General features: G+C 74.8%; 13 protein-coding genes. 6 read left to right on the top strand and 7 right to left on the bottom strand.

The features are described 5' to 3' along the window. Positions 1-55: 55 nt before the first annotated feature. Entirely contained in the window at positions 56-1,417 is a 1,362-nt protein-coding gene (gene glnA2, locus HT134_RS08075; protein ID WP_175588925.1) for a gamma-glutamylpolyamine synthetase GlnA2, read from the top strand. A gap of 406 nt (positions 1,418-1,823) precedes the next feature. Here glnA2 and HT134_RS08070 read toward each other — a convergent pair whose 3' ends face one another. The 4 genes from HT134_RS08070 to HT134_RS08055 form a co-directional block, all read right to left on the bottom strand. After that, positions 1,824-2,717 (bottom strand): GlxA family transcriptional regulator, encoded by an 894-nt coding sequence (locus tag HT134_RS08070; RefSeq protein ID WP_175599522.1) that lies wholly within the window; start codon positions 2,715-2,717, stop codon positions 1,824-1,826. A gap of 11 nt (positions 2,718-2,728) precedes the next feature. Continuing rightward, entirely contained in the window at positions 2,729-3,313 is a 585-nt protein-coding gene (locus tag HT134_RS08065) for a cysteine hydrolase family protein (RefSeq protein WP_175599521.1), read from the bottom strand. Between the two features lie 104 nt (positions 3,314-3,417). Further along, positions 3,418-3,735, bottom strand: coding sequence for a hypothetical protein (locus HT134_RS08060; protein ID WP_175599520.1), 318 nt, complete (start codon positions 3,733-3,735; stop codon positions 3,418-3,420). Between the two features lie 431 nt (positions 3,736-4,166). After that, complete coding sequence (locus HT134_RS08055) at positions 4,167-6,449, bottom strand: WD40 repeat domain-containing protein (RefSeq protein WP_175599519.1); 2,283 nt, start codon at positions 6,447-6,449, stop codon at positions 4,167-4,169. A 293-nt stretch (positions 6,450-6,742) separates the two neighbouring features. On the opposite strand from HT134_RS08055, the gene HT134_RS08050 reads away from it, so the two are divergent. Together HT134_RS08050 and HT134_RS08045 are read left to right on the top strand one after the other, a co-directional pair. Further along, positions 6,743-7,258, top strand: a complete 516-nt coding sequence (locus tag HT134_RS08050; protein ID WP_175599518.1) for a GNAT family N-acetyltransferase — start codon at positions 6,743-6,745, stop codon at positions 7,256-7,258. Between the two features lie 129 nt (positions 7,259-7,387). Further along, a complete protein-coding gene (locus HT134_RS08045; protein ID WP_175599517.1) occupies positions 7,388-8,395 on the top strand; it encodes a YncE family protein in 1,008 nt (335 codons plus the stop codon). Positions 8,396-8,646: 251 nt separating this feature from the next. Here the strand turns inward: HT134_RS08045 and HT134_RS08040 are convergent, their stop codons facing one another. Beyond that, positions 8,647-9,285, bottom strand: a complete 639-nt coding sequence (locus HT134_RS08040; RefSeq protein WP_175599516.1) for a hypothetical protein — start codon at positions 9,283-9,285, stop codon at positions 8,647-8,649. A gap of 564 nt (positions 9,286-9,849) precedes the next feature. Between HT134_RS08040 and HT134_RS08035 the strand changes: the two genes are divergently transcribed. After that, a complete protein-coding gene (locus tag HT134_RS08035) occupies positions 9,850-10,563 on the top strand; it encodes a PaaI family thioesterase (protein ID WP_175599515.1) in 714 nt (237 codons plus the stop codon). A 176-nt stretch (positions 10,564-10,739) separates the two neighbouring features. Here HT134_RS08035 and HT134_RS08030 read toward each other — a convergent pair whose 3' ends face one another. Next, on the bottom strand, positions 10,740-11,594 hold the full coding sequence (locus HT134_RS08030) for an alpha/beta hydrolase (protein ID WP_175599514.1): 855 nt from the start codon (positions 11,592-11,594) through the stop codon (positions 10,740-10,742). A 121-nt stretch (positions 11,595-11,715) separates the two neighbouring features. Between HT134_RS08030 and HT134_RS08025 the strand changes: the two genes are divergently transcribed. Beyond that, positions 11,716-12,390 (top strand): type 1 glutamine amidotransferase, encoded by a 675-nt coding sequence (locus HT134_RS08025; protein WP_175599513.1) that lies wholly within the window; start codon positions 11,716-11,718, stop codon positions 12,388-12,390. Between the two features lie 127 nt (positions 12,391-12,517). Here the strand turns inward: HT134_RS08025 and HT134_RS08020 are convergent, their stop codons facing one another. Further along, positions 12,518-13,126, bottom strand: a complete 609-nt coding sequence (locus HT134_RS08020; protein ID WP_175599512.1) for an HXXEE domain-containing protein — start codon at positions 13,124-13,126, stop codon at positions 12,518-12,520. A gap of 64 nt (positions 13,127-13,190) precedes the next feature. Between HT134_RS08020 and HT134_RS08015 the strand changes: the two genes are divergently transcribed. Next, positions 13,191-16,265, top strand: coding sequence for a bifunctional [glutamine synthetase] adenylyltransferase/[glutamine synthetase]-adenylyl-L-tyrosine phosphorylase (locus tag HT134_RS08015; protein WP_312888034.1), 3,075 nt, complete (start codon positions 13,191-13,193; stop codon positions 16,263-16,265). Positions 16,266-16,301 lie beyond the last annotated feature (36 nt).

Here is a 16,301-nt window from a genome sequence, read left to right as displayed (position 1 = left end):
AACACGGACACGGCATGCTGGTAGGGACACGACGACTGTTTCATGAGGGGATGCCTTGGACCGCCAGCAGGAGTTCGTGCTCCGCACGCTCGAGGAACGCGACATCCGGTTCATCCGGCTCTGGTTCACGGACGTCCTCGGTTTCCTCAAGTCCGTGGCCATCGCGCCGGCCGAGCTGGAGGGCGCCTTCGCCGAGGGCATCGGCTTCGACGGCTCGGCCATCGAGGGCTTCGCCCGCGTGTACGAGGCCGACATGCTCGCCAAGCCCGACCCGGCGACGTTCCAGATCCTGCCGTGGCGCAGCGAGACGCCCGGCGCCGGCCGCATCTTCTGCGACATCCTCATGCCCGACGGCTCGCCGTCGCACGCCGACCCGCGCTGGGTGCTCAAGCGCACGCTCGCCAAGTGCGCCGACATGGGGTTCACCTTCTACACCCACCCCGAGATCGAGTTCTTCCTGCTCAAGAACCGCCCCGAGCCCGGCCGGCGGCCCGAGCCGATCGACTCCGGCGGCTACTTCGACCACACCCCGCACAGCTCCGGCCACGACTTCCGCCGCCAGGCGATCATGATGCTGGAGTCCATGGGCATCTCGGTCGAGTTCAGCCACCACGAGGGCGCGCCCGGCCAGCAGGAGATCGACCTGCGCTACGCCGACGCCCTCACCACGGCCGACAACATCATGACCTTCCGCCTGGTCATGAAGGAGGTGGCGCTGGAGCAGGGCATCTGGGCGTCGTTCATGCCCAAGCCGTTCACCGAGCACCCCGGCTCGGGCATGCACACCCACATGTCGCTGTTCGAGGGCGACCGCAACGCCTTCTACGAGGCGGGCGCCGACTACCAGCTGTCCAAGGTCGGCCGCTCGTTCATCGCCGGCCTGCTCAAGCACGCCGCCGAGATCACCGCCATCACCAACCAGTGGGTCAACTCGTACAAGCGGCTCTGGGGCGGCGCCGAGGCCATCGCCGGCCAGGGCGGCGAGGCCCCCTCCTACATCTGCTGGGGCCACAACAACCGCTCGGCCCTGGTCCGGGTGCCCATGTACAAGCCGCACAAGGGCGGCTCGACCCGCATCGAGTTCCGTTCGCTCGACTCCGCCTGCAACCCGTACCTCGCCTTCGCCCTCATCCTCGCCGCCGGGCTCAAGGGCATCGAGCAGGGCTACGAGCTGCCGCCGGCCGCCGAGGACAACGTCTGGACCCTCACCAGCGCCGAACGCCGCGCCCTCGGCATCCGGCCGCTGCCGCAGTCCCTCGACGAGGCCATCGCCGTCATGGAGCAGAGCGAGCTGGTGGCCGAGACGCTGGGCGAGCACGTCTTCGACTTCTTCCTGCGCAACAAGCGGGCGGAGTGGCGCGACTTCCGGCGGCAGGTGACGGAGTTCGAACTGGACCGGTACCTGCCGGTGCTCTGAGGGCCCAAGGGCGAAGGTCTTCACGAGGGGGGCGCGCTTCGCGCGTTCGGGACGTTCAGCCGTGCTCCCCAGGGGGCTCCGCCCCCTTCGACCCCCCCAAGGGCAAGGTCTTCACAAGGAGCCGCGCTTCGCGCGGAAGGGCGTTCAGGCGTGCTTCCCAGGGGGCTTCGCCCCCTTCGACCCCCCGGCGGGGGCCTGCCGGCCCCCGCACCCCCGCGACGCCGGCCGGTGAGGAACAACGGCGTCGTCAGACAGCGACCACCCACCCCCCACCCGATGCCGTTGGCCGGTGCCCGGCTCCTAGACGACTGCCCGCCGTCACCAGACCGTACTTTCCCCCGCACATGGGGAAGTCGCTCCTGCCGGGCCGCCATCGTTCGGGGAAGCCGGAACCCTACCGGACGGCCTACATGCGGGCGCGTAGACGACGGAGCATCCGCGGGTCGCCGAAGCCGGCCTCGCGGGCGGCTGTCTCGGTCGTCGCGCCCTGCCCGAGGAGGTGTTCGGCGCGTTCCAGCCGCAGAGCGGTCTGGTAGGCCAGGGGCGTGAGGCCGGTCGCCTGCCGGAAGAGCCGGGTGACGGTCCGTTCGCTGCACCCAACGGCGTCGGCCAGCGTCGAGAGCGTGAGCCGTTGGGTGAAACGGGCGTCGATCAGGTCCTGAATGCGGTGCACGGTCTCGTCGTGGTGACTGCGGTGCCGGAGCATCGCGCTGATCTGCGGCGAGGCTCCCTGACGGCGGGCGTGCACCACCATGGCGCGGGCCACCTGGCTGGCGGCGTACGGCCCGTGCCTGGTGCTCAGCAGGTGGAGCGCCACGTCGATGCCGCTGGCCACGCCTGCCGAGGTCACCACCCGCTTGTCCTCGACGTAGAGCACGTCGCGCACGACCTCGGCCGTCGGATAGAGGCGGGCGAGCTCGTCCTGGGTCGCATGGTGGGTGGTACAGCGGCGGCCGTCGAGCAAGCCGGCCCGGCCGAGTGCGTCGGCGCCCGCGCAGATGCCCGCCACGGTGCCGCCGGCCGCGTGGTGCTCGCGTAGCCGGCGCAAGGTGTCGGCGCCGGCCATGCGTGTCGGGCCGCGCCAGCCCGGCACGATGACGAGATCGTCCGGTTCCAGATGAGGCCATACGCGCTCGGCCTGCAGGGGCACTCCTTGCACGGTGGCGACGTGCGTGTCTTCGGACACGTACGACAGGGCGTGCTTGTAGCCGAGGTCGGCCGCCGTGGAGAAGACCTGCGCCGGCCCGGCCACGTCGAGCAGGTGCACTCGCGGAATGAGCAGGAAGACAACCCGGGGCATGGCCGTCGAGCCTATGCCCCGGCCAGTTCGTCGACCGTGCGGATGGCGGCGAATCGGCCGGCGAGCGCATATTCGGTGCGCGCGACGACATCGGCGACGCCCAGCGTCCGCGGGTCGCTCACCAGCTGCGAGAACGGCAGGTCCTTCGGCGCGTCGCGGTGCGGGATGGGGGTGGTCGCGGTGGCGTCGGTGGCGAAGACGACGTCGAAGCCGAGGTCGGAGGCGATCCGGGTGGTGGTCTCGCAGCACTGTTCGGTACGGATGCCGCACACGGTCAACCCTCGGACGCCGCGACTGGTGAGGATCTGGTGCAGGTTCGTGGTGGTGAAGGCATTGTGGGCGGTCTTGGTGATGAGCGGCTCGTCCATGTGCGGCTCGAGCCCGTCCATCAGGCGGACGTGCCCTCGCGCCGGGTCGAACACGGTGCCGGACCCCGGCCGGGAGCCAAGCACCCACACCACCAGGTCACCCTGGGCACGGGCTGCGGTGACCAGACGGTTGACCTGACCGACGATGTCCGGCCGCGATACGAACTCCCAGTCCGGCAACTGCCGGAAGGACTCCTGGACGTCGATGACGACGAGTGCGTTGTTCACCCCTCAAGGGTGGAGCGGTGAAGGACGAGGCTGAAGGCGTGAACCGGTCAGGCTGCGGAACGATCCGGTCACCGCCTGACGGCACTCACCGCCACGCCGTCTGATCAGCGTGGGCGGCTGAGCGCGGCCTCGGCCAGATCCGTCCACTTGTCGGCCGAGGAGTGGGGCACGACCACCCAGTCCTTCATCTCCCGGCCCAGCCCCGACGGGTCGAACAGGGACGCCCCGGCGAGCTGGAGCGCGGCTGCGTGCTCGGTGGTGTCCCTGACCAGCCGGAACACCATCGCACCGTCGCGCTCCAGGCTCGCGAACACCTTCCCCGCCTGATCCTTGAGCGCCGGATTCCCCATCATCGTGGAGATCCGTACACCCAGGTCGGCCAGTTCGGCGCCGACCTGCTGGAAATCCTCTTCCGCGCTCATCGTCAGTCGGTCCCCAAGTCCATGGCGGCGTGGTCGAGCAGCTCGTCGTGGTCGGGACTCCTCCCGCGTGACGCGTTCGCCTCGGCCCTGCCTTCCGGCAGATCGGCGATCAGGCTAGTCGTCCTGGCGGCGCCGATCAAGGTCGGATGCGGGTGCGGACCATGGCGGAACCCGCGTCCGGTCCTGCCTGCGCGGGGCCTGTCGGCCCGCAGCGCCCGACGACGCCGTCGCCGGGGCTCCGACGGGCCGGACGGCCGATGACGATCACGATGGGCGGGTCTTCCGTGTCTCGGCGACGACGTCGTCATGGCTCGACCCGCCACCCAGTGACCGAAGCGCCTCCAGCCGCTCTCTGATCGTGTCCGGGGTGGGAGCGGCGGCGGTCGTTGTCCGAGCGTGCTGCTTGTCCGGCAGGTGAGACCTGTGTACAGCTACTCGGCCACCACGGCGTCGTCCACCCGCCAGGCGAGCACGCGCCCGTACAGCGACTGCCCGTACACGTGCAGCCTCCCGCTGACGGCCGTCGCCGCCACCGAGCGGACCGGCCGGGCGAACGCGCCGAGCACGGCGAGCCGGCGCTGCGTGTCGGCGTCCCACAGCGCGACCGTGCCGTCCTCGGTTCCGCTCACCAGCAGCGCCCGGCCGCCGTGCTCGGCCAGGCTCAGGCAGGTGACGGTCGAGGTGTGCGGCACCCACTCCCGGCGCCCGCCGGTGGCGGCGTCCCACAGGAGCACGTGCCTGCCGCTGCCGGCGGCGAGCACGTCGCGGCCGGCGACGCGGCCCATGGCCAGGCCCGCGCCGGCGTGGTCCACGCCGAGCGTCCGGACGCGCCGGCCGGTCAGCGGGTCCCACAGGGCCACCTCGTCGTCGCGGCGCGTGGCCAGCACCGGCCGGTCCCCGGCCCGGCCGAAGGCGTTCTCGCTGATCAGGAAGCCTGACCGGTGCAGCTGGGCCACGCGTTCGTGCGTGACCGGGTCCCAGACCTCGGCGCCCGCCGCGAGCAGCACCCGGCCGCCGGCCTCGCCGAAGGCCAGGGCGGCGGGGGAGTAGCCGCCGTCGGTGAACGTGACCCGGCCGCTTTCAGGGTCGTCCTTCGGTGCGACACCTTGGGTCTCGCCCATCGGCCGCCAGAGCATGGTGCCGTGGGAGGCGCAGCCGCTGCTCGCCAGGTACGGCCGGCCGGCCACGGTGCCGGCGGCCAGCCCGCGGCAGCAGTGCTCGTAGGGGGAGAGATCGCAGTCGTGGCCGCGTCCGCTCCGGCGGCAGCCCACCGAGCCGATCCTCTCTCCGCTCGCCGCGTCCAGCAGCAGCACCGTGTCGCTGTGCGTGCCGGCGGCCAGGACGGGCGCGCCCCGCTCCGTGGTGAACAGCGCCAGCCCCGACCCGCCGTACCCGGTCCGCCGGTGCCGGTGCGGGGTCTGCGCGTCCCAGATCTGCACCGTCCCGTCGAGCCCGGCCGTGGCCAGGCAGAGGTTCCCCGCCAGGCCGCCGAACGCGGCGGCCGTGACCAGGCGGGTGTCGGCGTCCAGGGCGACGTCCGGCTCGTCGCCCCAGCGCCGGACCACCGCCCGTGCGGGCCGCTCCCACGTCCGGCCGGAATCGGACGTGTGGTTGGCCACGAGCATCACGTTCCGCCCGCCGTGGGTCGTCATGGCCACCGGCCCCTGCTCGCGGTCGAGCAGTGGACCGGGGCGGCTCCCGGCGAGGTCCTCCAGTGGCAGGAAGGCGATCTCGCGGCTGGTCGTCGTGTAGTACGGCGGATGCTCGGCCACCACAACCACGCCGACCTCGGGCCGCCGGCCGGAGAGGCTCAGCAGCAGGGGCGGGGTGAACCCCTCCCGTTCCATGTCGTCCGCACAGACGTCGCCCACGTAGGCGCTCCCCAGCCGCTCGCCCGTGGCCACGTCCCACGCGTATACCTCGTAGGGGCTCAGAGCCGCCAGCGCCGTCCGCTCGCCCAGCTTCGCCACCGCGAGGTCGAGCAGCGCGTCCCCATCCTCCGTGCGTAGCTCGCGTACGAGCTCGCCGGTGGCCGGGTCCAGCAGGTCCACGCGGCCGTCGCTGCCGTCGCCCGGGAAACCGTGGCCGGGGAAGCCGATCGCCACGGCGAGCAGCACCCGCCCTTCCCCGGCCGCCACGAACGCCATGGCCGTCGGGTGCCCGCCGGTCACCTCGCGGGTGAACCCGGGCGCTCCGGTGAGCGGGTCCCAGGTGCGCACCATGCCCGCCAGGTCACCGGCGGCCAGCGTCGGGCGGCCGTCCACCGCGCCGAACGCCAGGGCGCGGACGCTCGCCGTCATCCCCTCCAGGTCCGGCCCCGACTGCTCGAAGGCGTCGCGCACCCGTACCACACGGTCGTCGCCGGCGCTGGCCACGAACGTGCGGCCCGCGAACTCGCCCACCGCCACCGCCCACACCGGGCCGTCGTGCCGGACCGGGCACACGTGGAAGGCCGTGGGGCCCTCGCCCGCCTCCCACGCGAGCGTCCACCTGCCCGGCGCCGCCGCGCCCAGGAAGGCCAGCGCCTCCGGCTCCTCGGCAGCGGCCGTCGCATGCAGGAACTCCAGCCGTCCGAGGCCGGGCGGCAGGGCCAGGAGGCGCGGGAGCGCCCGGCGGCAGGCCCGCGCCAGGGCCGGCGGCCACGCTCCACCGAGAGCGTCACGCAGGAGCGCCGGTCCGGCCTTGTCCAGGGCGGCGAGGAGATCGAAGGGCATCGCGCGGTTCCCTCCACTGGAGCGGCAGCTGCCGGCGCCAGCCGGCCCAGGGACGGCCGCACGCAGGGTCTCGTCGGACCCTAGTGATCGTGACGGCAGGGGTACGGGCCGGTTCGCCGAATCGTGATCGTCCACGACCGCCGGAGGCCGGGGTCACCGGGGCACTGGCCAGTACATGCCGTGGCGGCGGCGCCCGTCTGCATGGAGTTGATCTACGATGTAAAGGCGCTGGGCCCCGTGCCCCGATCGGCACTCTTTGACCGGTCGGGCGCCGGTGCGGTACGGCTGGAGCCGTGATACGTGTGCGCGCGCTGGAACCGGCCGACGCCCCCGTGGTGGCGTCGTGGATCGACGGCCCCGAGGCGCTGGTGACCTGGTCGGGCAAGGCCCCCTTCAGCTGGCCCTTCGACGGGCGGCAACTGCTCGGCCTGCGCGCCGCCGATCCCGATCGCCGCCTCATGGTCGCGACCGACCCCGACGGGGCCCCGGTGGGGCACTTCGGGCTGCGCCTCCAGCCCGGGGGACGGTCGGTGCGGCTCGGCATGGTGCTGGTCGCGCCCTCCGCCCGCGGGCACGGGCGCGGAGCGGCCATGGTCCGGGCCGCGGTGGGCGTGGCCTTCGCGGACCCCGAGGTCGAGCAGGTCGAGCTGGGGGTCTACGCCCACAACGAGCGGGCCAGGACGATCTACGAACGGCTCGGCTTCCGCGCGGAGGAGACGCACCCGCGCAGCATCGAGGTCGGTGGCGAGTGGTGGACGTCGATCACGATGATCCTGCCGCGCGCCGCCTGGCGCCCTTCCGAAAGCTGAAGGTCCCGCCGTTCCCGTCGTGGCGCGGACCCGCGCGTGGCATCCCTTTGCTCGCGCAGACCCGTTGTTGACCCGACACGTGGAAGGCGTTCCCCGTCCGGCGATCAGGTGTGCCGGACAATGCGGCTCATGCGCTCGCCGACCAAGAACGCGCAGGCGGGGTGGCGACACGGTGTCCGGCTCGGGACGGCCGTGGCCGTGGCCGTCGCCGCCTGCGGGCTGCTCCCGCCGCCGCCCGCTCCGGCCGCCGCCACGCCCGCCGCCCTGGTCCGGCCGCCCAGGCTCTCCCCTTTCGCGTACGTGGCGGGACCCCGCAGGAACGGCGATCCGGGCGCGGTGGCGGTCGACCACGGCGGGCGCCGCGCGCTCGTGGGGGTCACGCGGGACGCGAAGGGCACCTCCGGCAACCTCACCGTCATCGACACCAGGACCAAGCGGGTCACGAGGGCCGTCCCGCTGCCGTCGCCGCCCGGGGCGATCGCCGTCCATCCCTCCCGTCACCGCGCCTACGTGGCCGGGACCGCCGCGGGGAAGGGGCAGGTGTTCGTGATCGACACGGCGACCGGGAGGCTCCAGGCGTCCATCCCCGTCAGCGACGGCCCGCCTCAGGGGCTGGCGGTCTCCGGCGACGGCACTCGCCTGTACGTGGGCACGCTGAACCGCGCGGGAGGCGCGATCACGGTGATCAACACCGTGACCGACGCCGTCACCGACACCATCCCGATCCCGGACCGCCGCCTTCCCGTCGCCGTGGCGCTCGACCCTGACGGCAGGCACGCGTACGTCACCGCCACGAGCGGCCAGGGGGACGCGGTCGTGGTGATCGACACGGCGGCCAAGGCGGTCACGACCACGATCGACCTCGCCGACGGCCTGAACCCGCACGCCCGGCGGGATCTCGCGGTCGGGCGGTTCGTCGGGCGGCCCCAAGGACGCCACCGGCCCCACAGGCCCGGGAAGGCCGGCAGGCTCGGTGAGCGCGAGCGCGAGCGCGAGCGCGGCAGGGCAGGGCCGGCGTGGGCGGTGGACGTGCTGGGACCGCCCCCACCGCCGCCACCCTCGCCACTGCCGCCACCGCCGGCACCCGCGCCACTGACGCCACCGTCTCCACCGCCGCTACCACCCGCCGTCTCCTGACCCGGGCTTGTACCTCGTCACGGCCGCCCGGTGCCTGGGGTGCTGGTGACGGCGCCGCCCGGTGCCCGGGCTTCTGCGATCGCGGCGTCCGGTGCCTGTGCGTCCATCACGGCGCCGATCCGGAGCGCAGGAGCCCGCCACGACGGCTGTCCGAGGCACGGGCGGCCGTGACGGTGCCTGTCCGAGGCACGGGCGGCCGTAAGGCGGGCCGTCCGGGGCGCGGGGCGACCGTGATGGTGGCCGTCCGGCGCTCAGGATCCCGCCGGTGAGCGGCGTCCTCCGCCCTGAGGCGGTGGCGGGCCGGGCCGCCGGGCGGGCCACATCGCCGTGAGCCGCTCCACGGTCGCCCGGTAGGCGTTCTCCTGCACGGGGGTGAGCACGACGTCCACGCCCGGCCCGGCCGCCGCCAGCCGTTCCCGCAGCACGATGGACTCGCCCGTGTCGGCCAGGTCGAGCAGTCCGCTGAAGCCCGCCGCGGCGACGACGAGGTCGGCGCCCGGCGGGTCGCCGGCGACCTCCTCCAGCGCCCGGCGCACCGGGCCCGCGCCGGTCGCGCCGCGCCCCCGCGCCGCCGCGGCGGCCGACAGGGTGGCCACGTCCAGGGGGTCGACGTCGACCAGGCGCAGCGGGACGAGCTCGGTCCGGCCGCCGTGCGCGTACAGCCTCCCGGCCGGAGGCGGCCCCTGACGTCCCTGGGTGGGCGCCACCGCACGCCAGAGCCGGCGCAGCGCGGTGAGCGCGGCGCCGCCCGCCAGGGGAGCGGGCAGCACGGCACCGTGCTCCTCGGCGGCCCGCAACGCCAGCAGCAGCCGTTCCAGCGCGCCGACCGCGACCGCGAGGTCGTCGCCGAGGTCGGGCACCAGGACCGCGCGGGGGCCGAGGCCGTCCATCCGCTCCCCTTCCGAGACCGTGACGAGGCGCTCGGCTGCGCGACCGCCCCTCCGGCCGCCCGGCCGGCATGGTCACACCCGTGACAGTACGCCGTCGCGACCTCCCGGTCCGGCGGCCTGGCCTTTCCCGCGCCGCGGCGCTCGTGCCGATCGGATCGGCGAGGGGCGAGGTCCTGGGGCCGTGCGGAGGCCGACGCGGCTCAGGCCCGTGCCTGACCCGGGTGAGGGTACGGGCATGGTGCGCATGACGTGAGAGGACTTCGCGGAGTGATCAGCGTCACTTCTTGGGCTGAAGTCACATGCGTGCAATTTAGCGCCCGTATCTTACGGGTACGGCTGATCCGCCACCCTCGGATCCTCTCGCGAGCAGTGCCGCGCAGCCCCGTCGTCCTGCAGGTACGGATGGGGCGGGAAGGTTTCGCTGGGTCTGGAGTGTTGTGTCCTGTTGCGGGCTGACCGGCGGCCGCCCCTCTGGTACGGGCCGTGCGGATCTCCGGTAATATCGGCCTGCTTTATATGCAATTCCGGATTTTTCGCTGTTGAAGCGATATGGGAGGGTGAGGCATGACGACGGCTGCCCTGCAGACCGTGTTGACCGTTCCCGCGCGTTTCCGGGGACCGGCTGGGGCCGCCAACGGCGGCTGGATAGCCGGGACCATGGCGGACGCGTTCAACGACAACCGATCAGCCGTCGAGGTCACGCTGCACGCCCCCACCCCGCTGGAGACCGAGCTCCGGCTGGAGCACGTCGCCAACACCGTCACCCTCTCCGACGGCGACCGGCTGCTCGTCGAGGCCATCCCCGTGGCGCAGGACCTCGACGCCCCCGAGTTCGTCCCGTTCAAGGACGCCGCCCGCGCCGAGGCCGGCTTCGCCGGGTGGAAGGGGCACGCCTTCCCCGAGTGCTTCGCCTGCGGCCTGCGCGAGCCCGGTGACGGCCTGCGCGTCTTCCCCGGCCCGGTCGAGGGCAAGGATGTGGTGGCGGCCGGCTGGCGGGTCCCGCACACGGTGGCCGACGCCGACGGCGTGCCCGGCTCCATCGTGGGCGCCGTCCTCGACTGCATCACCGGCTGGGCGCACTTCCAGCCCGGCGAGTCGGCGCTGCTCGGCCGGCTGACCCTGCAGATCCACCGCCGTGTCTATCCGGGCGGCGCCTACTCCGCCGTGGCCCGCGCCACCGGCCGCGAGGGGCGCAAGCTGTTCGGCGAGAGCGCCATCTACGAGGTGGACGGCACGCTGGTCGCCGCGGCCCGGGCCACCTGGATCGCCCCGCGCTAAGTCCCCTCAGGACGCCGACCGTCCTCAGGACGCCGACCGTCCTCAGGACGCCGACCGTCCTCAGGACGCCGACCGTCCTCAGGACGCCGATCGTCCTCCTCTGAGCGCCGATCTTCCCCAGGACGCCTAGACGTCCGACGGCCCCGGAACCCGAGCGGTTCCGGGGCCGTCCGCGTTCAGGACCCCTGGCCGGTGAGGCGGGCGGCGACCAGCGACGCGCAGCGCTCCTGCAGCAGGATCGTGTAGTGGTTGCAGTCCGGCACCACCTCGTCCTCCAGGTGCGGCAGCCGCGCCGTCCAGGAGGCGGCCAGCTCGTCCGGCAGCATGCCGACCTCCTGGTCGAGCAGCCCGCGCGGGGCCCGCAGCAGGCGCAGCGGCGCCTTGATCGACGCGAGCGCGGCCCCGAGCTCCTCGGCGCCGGTCAGCAGCCAGCGGCCGTCCTCCCGCACCGCGTCCTCGGCGGCGCGAGAGCGCAGCGCTCCCGGCGGCCCGTCCAGGTCGTAGCGGACGTACGCCTCGACGTCGTCGTTCCAGTCGTGCGCGAAGGCCGGGTGGGCGCGGAAGAAGGCGACGTAGTCCTCGGGCGTGGCGAACGTCCGGGACAGGCGGGCCAGCGCGGGCCCGAGCGTGGCCGCCAGCGCCGCGTCCGGGTCGGCTCCCGGCGGGAGCGGCAGCGGCAGGCCGCCGTCCACCAGCACGACCCGGGCGAACGTCCGCCGGGCCGCCGCCAGCGCCGCCACGTAGGCGCTCATCGAATGGCCCGTGAGCACCGCGCCGGCGTCGGCGCCGACGTGGTCGGCCACGCGCAGCACGTCCTCGGCGTGCCGCGGCAGCCCGTACGGTCCGGGCAGCCCGGCGCTGTGCCCCCGGCCGCGCAGGTCCATCGCGACCATGGACCAGCCCTCCGGCAGCCGCCGCCCCACCGCGGCCCACGCCATGAGCGACGCCGTGATGCCGTGGACCGCGATGATCACGCGCGGTCCGTCCCCGAACGTGGCGATGCGCAGCCCGCCGACCTCGTCCACCCTCATGAACCGGATCCTAGAGACATCCCTCGCGTCGGGGACAGCCCCGCGGGCGGGGCGCACCGGCCGGCTCCCGCCGGAGGCTGCGGGGAGACGAAAAGCGAAGATTGCGGATAAATTACCCGGTATGCGGATCACCGTGATCGAGCACGAGGCCGAGGCCGGGCTCGGATACCTGGCCGGCTGGTTCGGTCCGGTCTGTGACGTCGTCCGGCCGTACCGGGGCGAGGAGGTGCCCGAGCGGGCCGCCGACGGGCTCGTCGTGCTCGGCGGCGAGGCCGCCGCGTGGGAGGACGAGCGCTGCCCGTGGCTGCCCGCGACCCGTGAGCTGCTGCGCCGCGCGGTCCTCGACGGGACGCCCACACTCGGGATCTGCCTCGGGGCCCAGCTCATGACGATGGCCTGCGGCGGCGCCGTCGAACGGGGCGGCGACGGGCTGGAGGTGGGGCTGTGCGAGGTGAGCGCGCTGCCCGAGGCCGCCTCCGACCGGCTGCTGTCGGGGATCGGCACGGCGGTGGCCGTGCAGTACCACCAGGACGTGATGGCGCGGCTGCCGGAGGGCGCGGTGCCGCTGCTGACCGGCACCCCCTACCCGAACCAGGCGTACCGCCTCGGAGACAGCGCCTGGGCGGTGCAGTTCCACCCGGAGGCCACGCCCGAGATCTTCGCGTCGTGGGCCGGGTCCTCCACCCTGGCGCGGGCGGAGGAGCTGGTCGAGGCGGTCCGGGCGGCCGAGGACAAGCTGGTGTCCACCTGGCGTCCCGTGGCGGAGGCGTTCGCGTCCGTCGTCCGGGGCGGCTGAGCCGCACGCCCCGCGCGTCCGGTGGCGGCGGCCGGTATCAGCGCTGACGGGCCGGGCGGCGGCCGGTATCAGCGCTGACGGGCCGGGTAGCGGCCGGTATCAGCGGTGACGGGCCGGGTGGCGGCGGTCAGTACCAGCGGTCGCGGGCCGGGCGGCGGCGGGACGAGCCGGGCCGGGGCCCGGTGAGGGCGTGGGCCGCCGCGTGGACGCCCGCCAGCAGCAGCGGCACGGCCGCCACCGCGCCCGCGGTGAGCGCGGCCCGGCGGGGAGCCTCCACCCCGGCCGCGCGCAGCCGCCGCCGCGCCCACACGGTGAACGGGATGACGACGAGCGGCGAGGTCACCACGCCCGGCGTGTAGCCGCCGGTGACCGCGGCCTGCGCGAGGTGCGCGACCCCGTGCAGCCCGAACGCGGCCAGCGCCGCCTGGAACGCCGGGCTCCGCCCGCCCGTGCGCGCCCCCGCGGCCGACAGCGCCGCCACGGCCCCGCCCATGAGCCCGATGGCCACGGTCGCGTGCGCCCGCGACACGTCCAGCCGCTCCCACGGGACGCCGGGCAGGCGCCGCTCCAGGCGGGGGCGGGCCCGCCGCGCCCACCCGGGCATCGTGGCGAGCTCCTCGGCGTCGTGCAGCGCCCAGGCGGCCAGCAGTCCCCACGTCACGGCCGCCGGGACCCCGCCCGTGCCCGTGTGCCGGACCTGCGTCGAGTCCTCCACCGCCGCGCCCCCTTTCCTCATGTATACAACGCAACGTTGCGTTGCACTCTACGCCGCTCGCCGGAGGGCCTGTCAAGATGGAGGGGTGCCGAGGATCGAGTCCACCGCCGCCAGGCTCGCCAAGCTCGGGTTCGCCGACGGGGCGACCGCCGCGCGGCTCGTCGAGCAGTCCGGCGGCGAGCTGGACGACCTGCTCGACGGGCTGGTCGAGGTCGCCGACCCCGACCTGGCGCTGCTGTCGCTGACCCGGCTGGCCGAGCGCGCCCCCGAGGCGATCGGCGCGCTGCGGGCCGACGAACGGCTGCGCGAGCGCGCTTTGGCCGTGCTCGGCGTGAGCGCCGCCCTGGGCGACCACCTCGTCCGCCACCCCGGCCACCTCGGCCTGCTGGTCGCCGACCCGGGCGACCCCCGCGCCGACCTGCTGCGCGCCGTCGCCGCCGACCCCGACGACCCGCTGCCCCGCGCCGGCTCGGCCCGGCCGCCGTCCGAGCCGGGTCCGCCCGCGCGCCCGGACAACCGGGCGCCCCGCGACGGCGCCGACCGGCCCACGGCGGCCCGCGACGGCGCCGACCGGCCCACGGCGGCCCGCGCCGGCTCGGACCCGCCCACGGCGGACCCCGTGGTCGCGCTGCGCGTCGCCTATCGGGGGCGGCTGCTGGGCCTGGCCGCGCGCGACCTCACCGGCCGCGCCTCGCTCAGCGAGGTGACCGCCGAGCTGTCCGACCTCGCCGGCGCCGCCCTGGAGGCGGCCCTGGCCGTCGCCCGCACGCAGGTGGAGGCCGACGACGTACGGCTGGCGGTCATCGGCATGGGCAAGGCAGGCGCCCGCGAGCTCAACTACATCAGCGACGTCGACGTGATCTTCGTGGCCGAGCCGCGCGAGGGCGCCGACGAGACCAAGGCGCTGCGCGCCGCGACCCGGCTGGCGCAGGCCATGATGCGGGTCTGCTCGGCCGCCACGCCCGAGGGCGCGCTGTGGGAGGTGGACGCCGGGCTGCGCCCCGAGGGCCGCAACGGGCCGCTGGTGCGCACCCTGGCCAGCCACCTCGCCTACTACGGCCGATGGGCCAAGACGTGGGAGTTCCAGGCGCTGCTCAAGGCCCGGCCGATCGCCGGCGACATGGAGCTGGGCGCCGCCTACGTCGAGGCCGTCAACGAGCTGGTCTGGTCGGCCGCCACCCGCGACCGCTTCGTCGAGGACGTGCAGGCGATGCGCCGCCGCGTCGAGGAGCACGTGCGCGCCGAGGGGGAGCGGCAGATCAAGCTGGGCCCGGGCGGGCTGCGCGACATCGAGTTCGCGGTGCAGCTCCTCCAGCTCGTCCACGGCCGGCTCGACCCGCTGCTGCGCCGCCGCGCCACGCTCCCGGCGCTCGCCGCGCTGTCGCGGGGCGGATACGTCGGCCGCGACGACTCGCGCGGCCTGGCCGAGGCGTACACGTTCCTGCGCCAGGTCGAGCACCTGCTCCAGCTCCACCGCATGCGGCGCACCCACGTGCTGCCCACCGACCCCGCCGACCTGCGCCGCCTGGGCCGGGCGCTCGGCATGCAGGCCGACCCGGTGGGGGAGTTCACCGCCCGCTGGCGCCGCCACGCGCGCGAGGCCAGGCGGCTGCACGAGAAGCTGTTCTACCGGCCGCTGCTCCAGGCCGTCGCCCGGCTGCCCGACACCGAGACCCGGCTGTCGACCGCGGCGGCGTCCGCGCGGCTGCGCGCCCTCGGCTACGTCGATCCCGACGGCGCGCTGCGCCACATCGCCGCCCTCACCTCCGGCGTGTCACGGCGCGCGGCCATCCAGCGCACCCTGCTGCCGGTCATGCTCGGCTGGTTCGCCGACACGCCCGACCCGGACGCCGGGCTGCTCGGCTTCCGGCAGGTCAGCGACAAGCTCGGGGCCACGCCGTGGTACCTGCGGCTGCTGCGCGACGAGACCGCCGTGGCCGCCCGCATGGCCCGCGTGCTCGGCGCCAGCCGCTACGCCACCGGGCTGCTCATGCACGCCCCCGACGCCGTGGCGCTGCTCGGCTCCGACGCGGACCTCGCGCTGCGCTCCGCCGAGGCGCTGCGGGCCGAGGCGTCGGCCGCGGTGACCCGGCACGGCGCCGACCCGGCCGGCGCCGTGGCCGCCGTGCGGGCGCTGCGGCGCAGGGAGCTGTTCCGCACCGCCGTCGCCGACCTGTTCGGCCTGGCCGGGATCGAGCACGTCGGGGTGGCCCTGTCCACGCTCAACGACGTGACGCTGCAGGCCGCGCTGGACGCCGCGATCGCCAGGCTGAGCGCCGACCGGGGCGCCCCGCCGCCCACCCGCTTCGCCCTCATCGCCATGGGCCGGCTCGGCGGCATGGAGTCGTCGTACGCCAGCGACGCCGACGTCATGTTCGTCCACGACCCGCACCCCGGGGCGGACGAGCGGGAGGCCGGCGACGCCGCGTTCGCCCTCGCCAACGAGCTGCGCCGCCTGCTCAGCCTGCCGGCCCCCGACCCGCCGCTGCTCATCGACCCCGACCTGCGGCCCGAGGGCCGGCAGGGCCCGCTGGTGCGCACCCTCGCCTCCTACCGGGCCTACTACGCGCGCTGGTCGTCGCCGTGGGAGGCGCAGGCGCTGCTGCGGGCCCGCTTCTGCGCCGGCGACGCCGCGCTGGGCGAGGAGTTCCGCGCGATGGCCGACGAGCTGCGCTACCCGGCCGGCGGCCTGCGCGAGGAGTCCGTACGCGAGATCCGGCGCCTGAAGGCCCGGATGGAGGCCGAGCGGCTGCCGCGCGGCGCCGACCCGGCGCTGCACACCAAGCTCGGCCCCGGCGGCCTGGCCGACGTCGAGTGGGTGGCGCAGCTCCTCCAGCTGCGCCACGCCGGGGCGGTCCCGGCCTTGCGCACCACCCGCACGCTGGAGGCGCTGCGCGCGGCCGTCGCCGAGGGGCTGCTGCGGGCCTCCGACGAGGAGGTGCTGGCCGAGGCGTGGCAGTGCGCCTCCCGCATCCGTGACGCGATCATGCTGGTCAAGGGTCGGCCCGGCGACAGCGTGCCCGCCGACGCCCGCGACCGGCTGCGGCTGGCCCGCACGCTCGGCTACCCGCCCGACGGCTCCGAGGACTTCCTCGACGACTACCGCCGCGTCACCCGCCGTGCCCGCCAGGTCGTGGAACGCGTCTTCTACGGCTCCTGAGCCGTTGCGTCCCCGGCCTGCACGGGTGTATGCAAG

This window comes from Nonomuraea rhodomycinica, from assembly GCF_013363995.1.
Classification (GTDB): Bacteria; Actinomycetota; Actinomycetes; order Streptosporangiales; family Streptosporangiaceae; genus Nonomuraea; species Nonomuraea rhodomycinica.
This window is presented reverse-complemented; position numbering and strand designations above follow the sequence as displayed.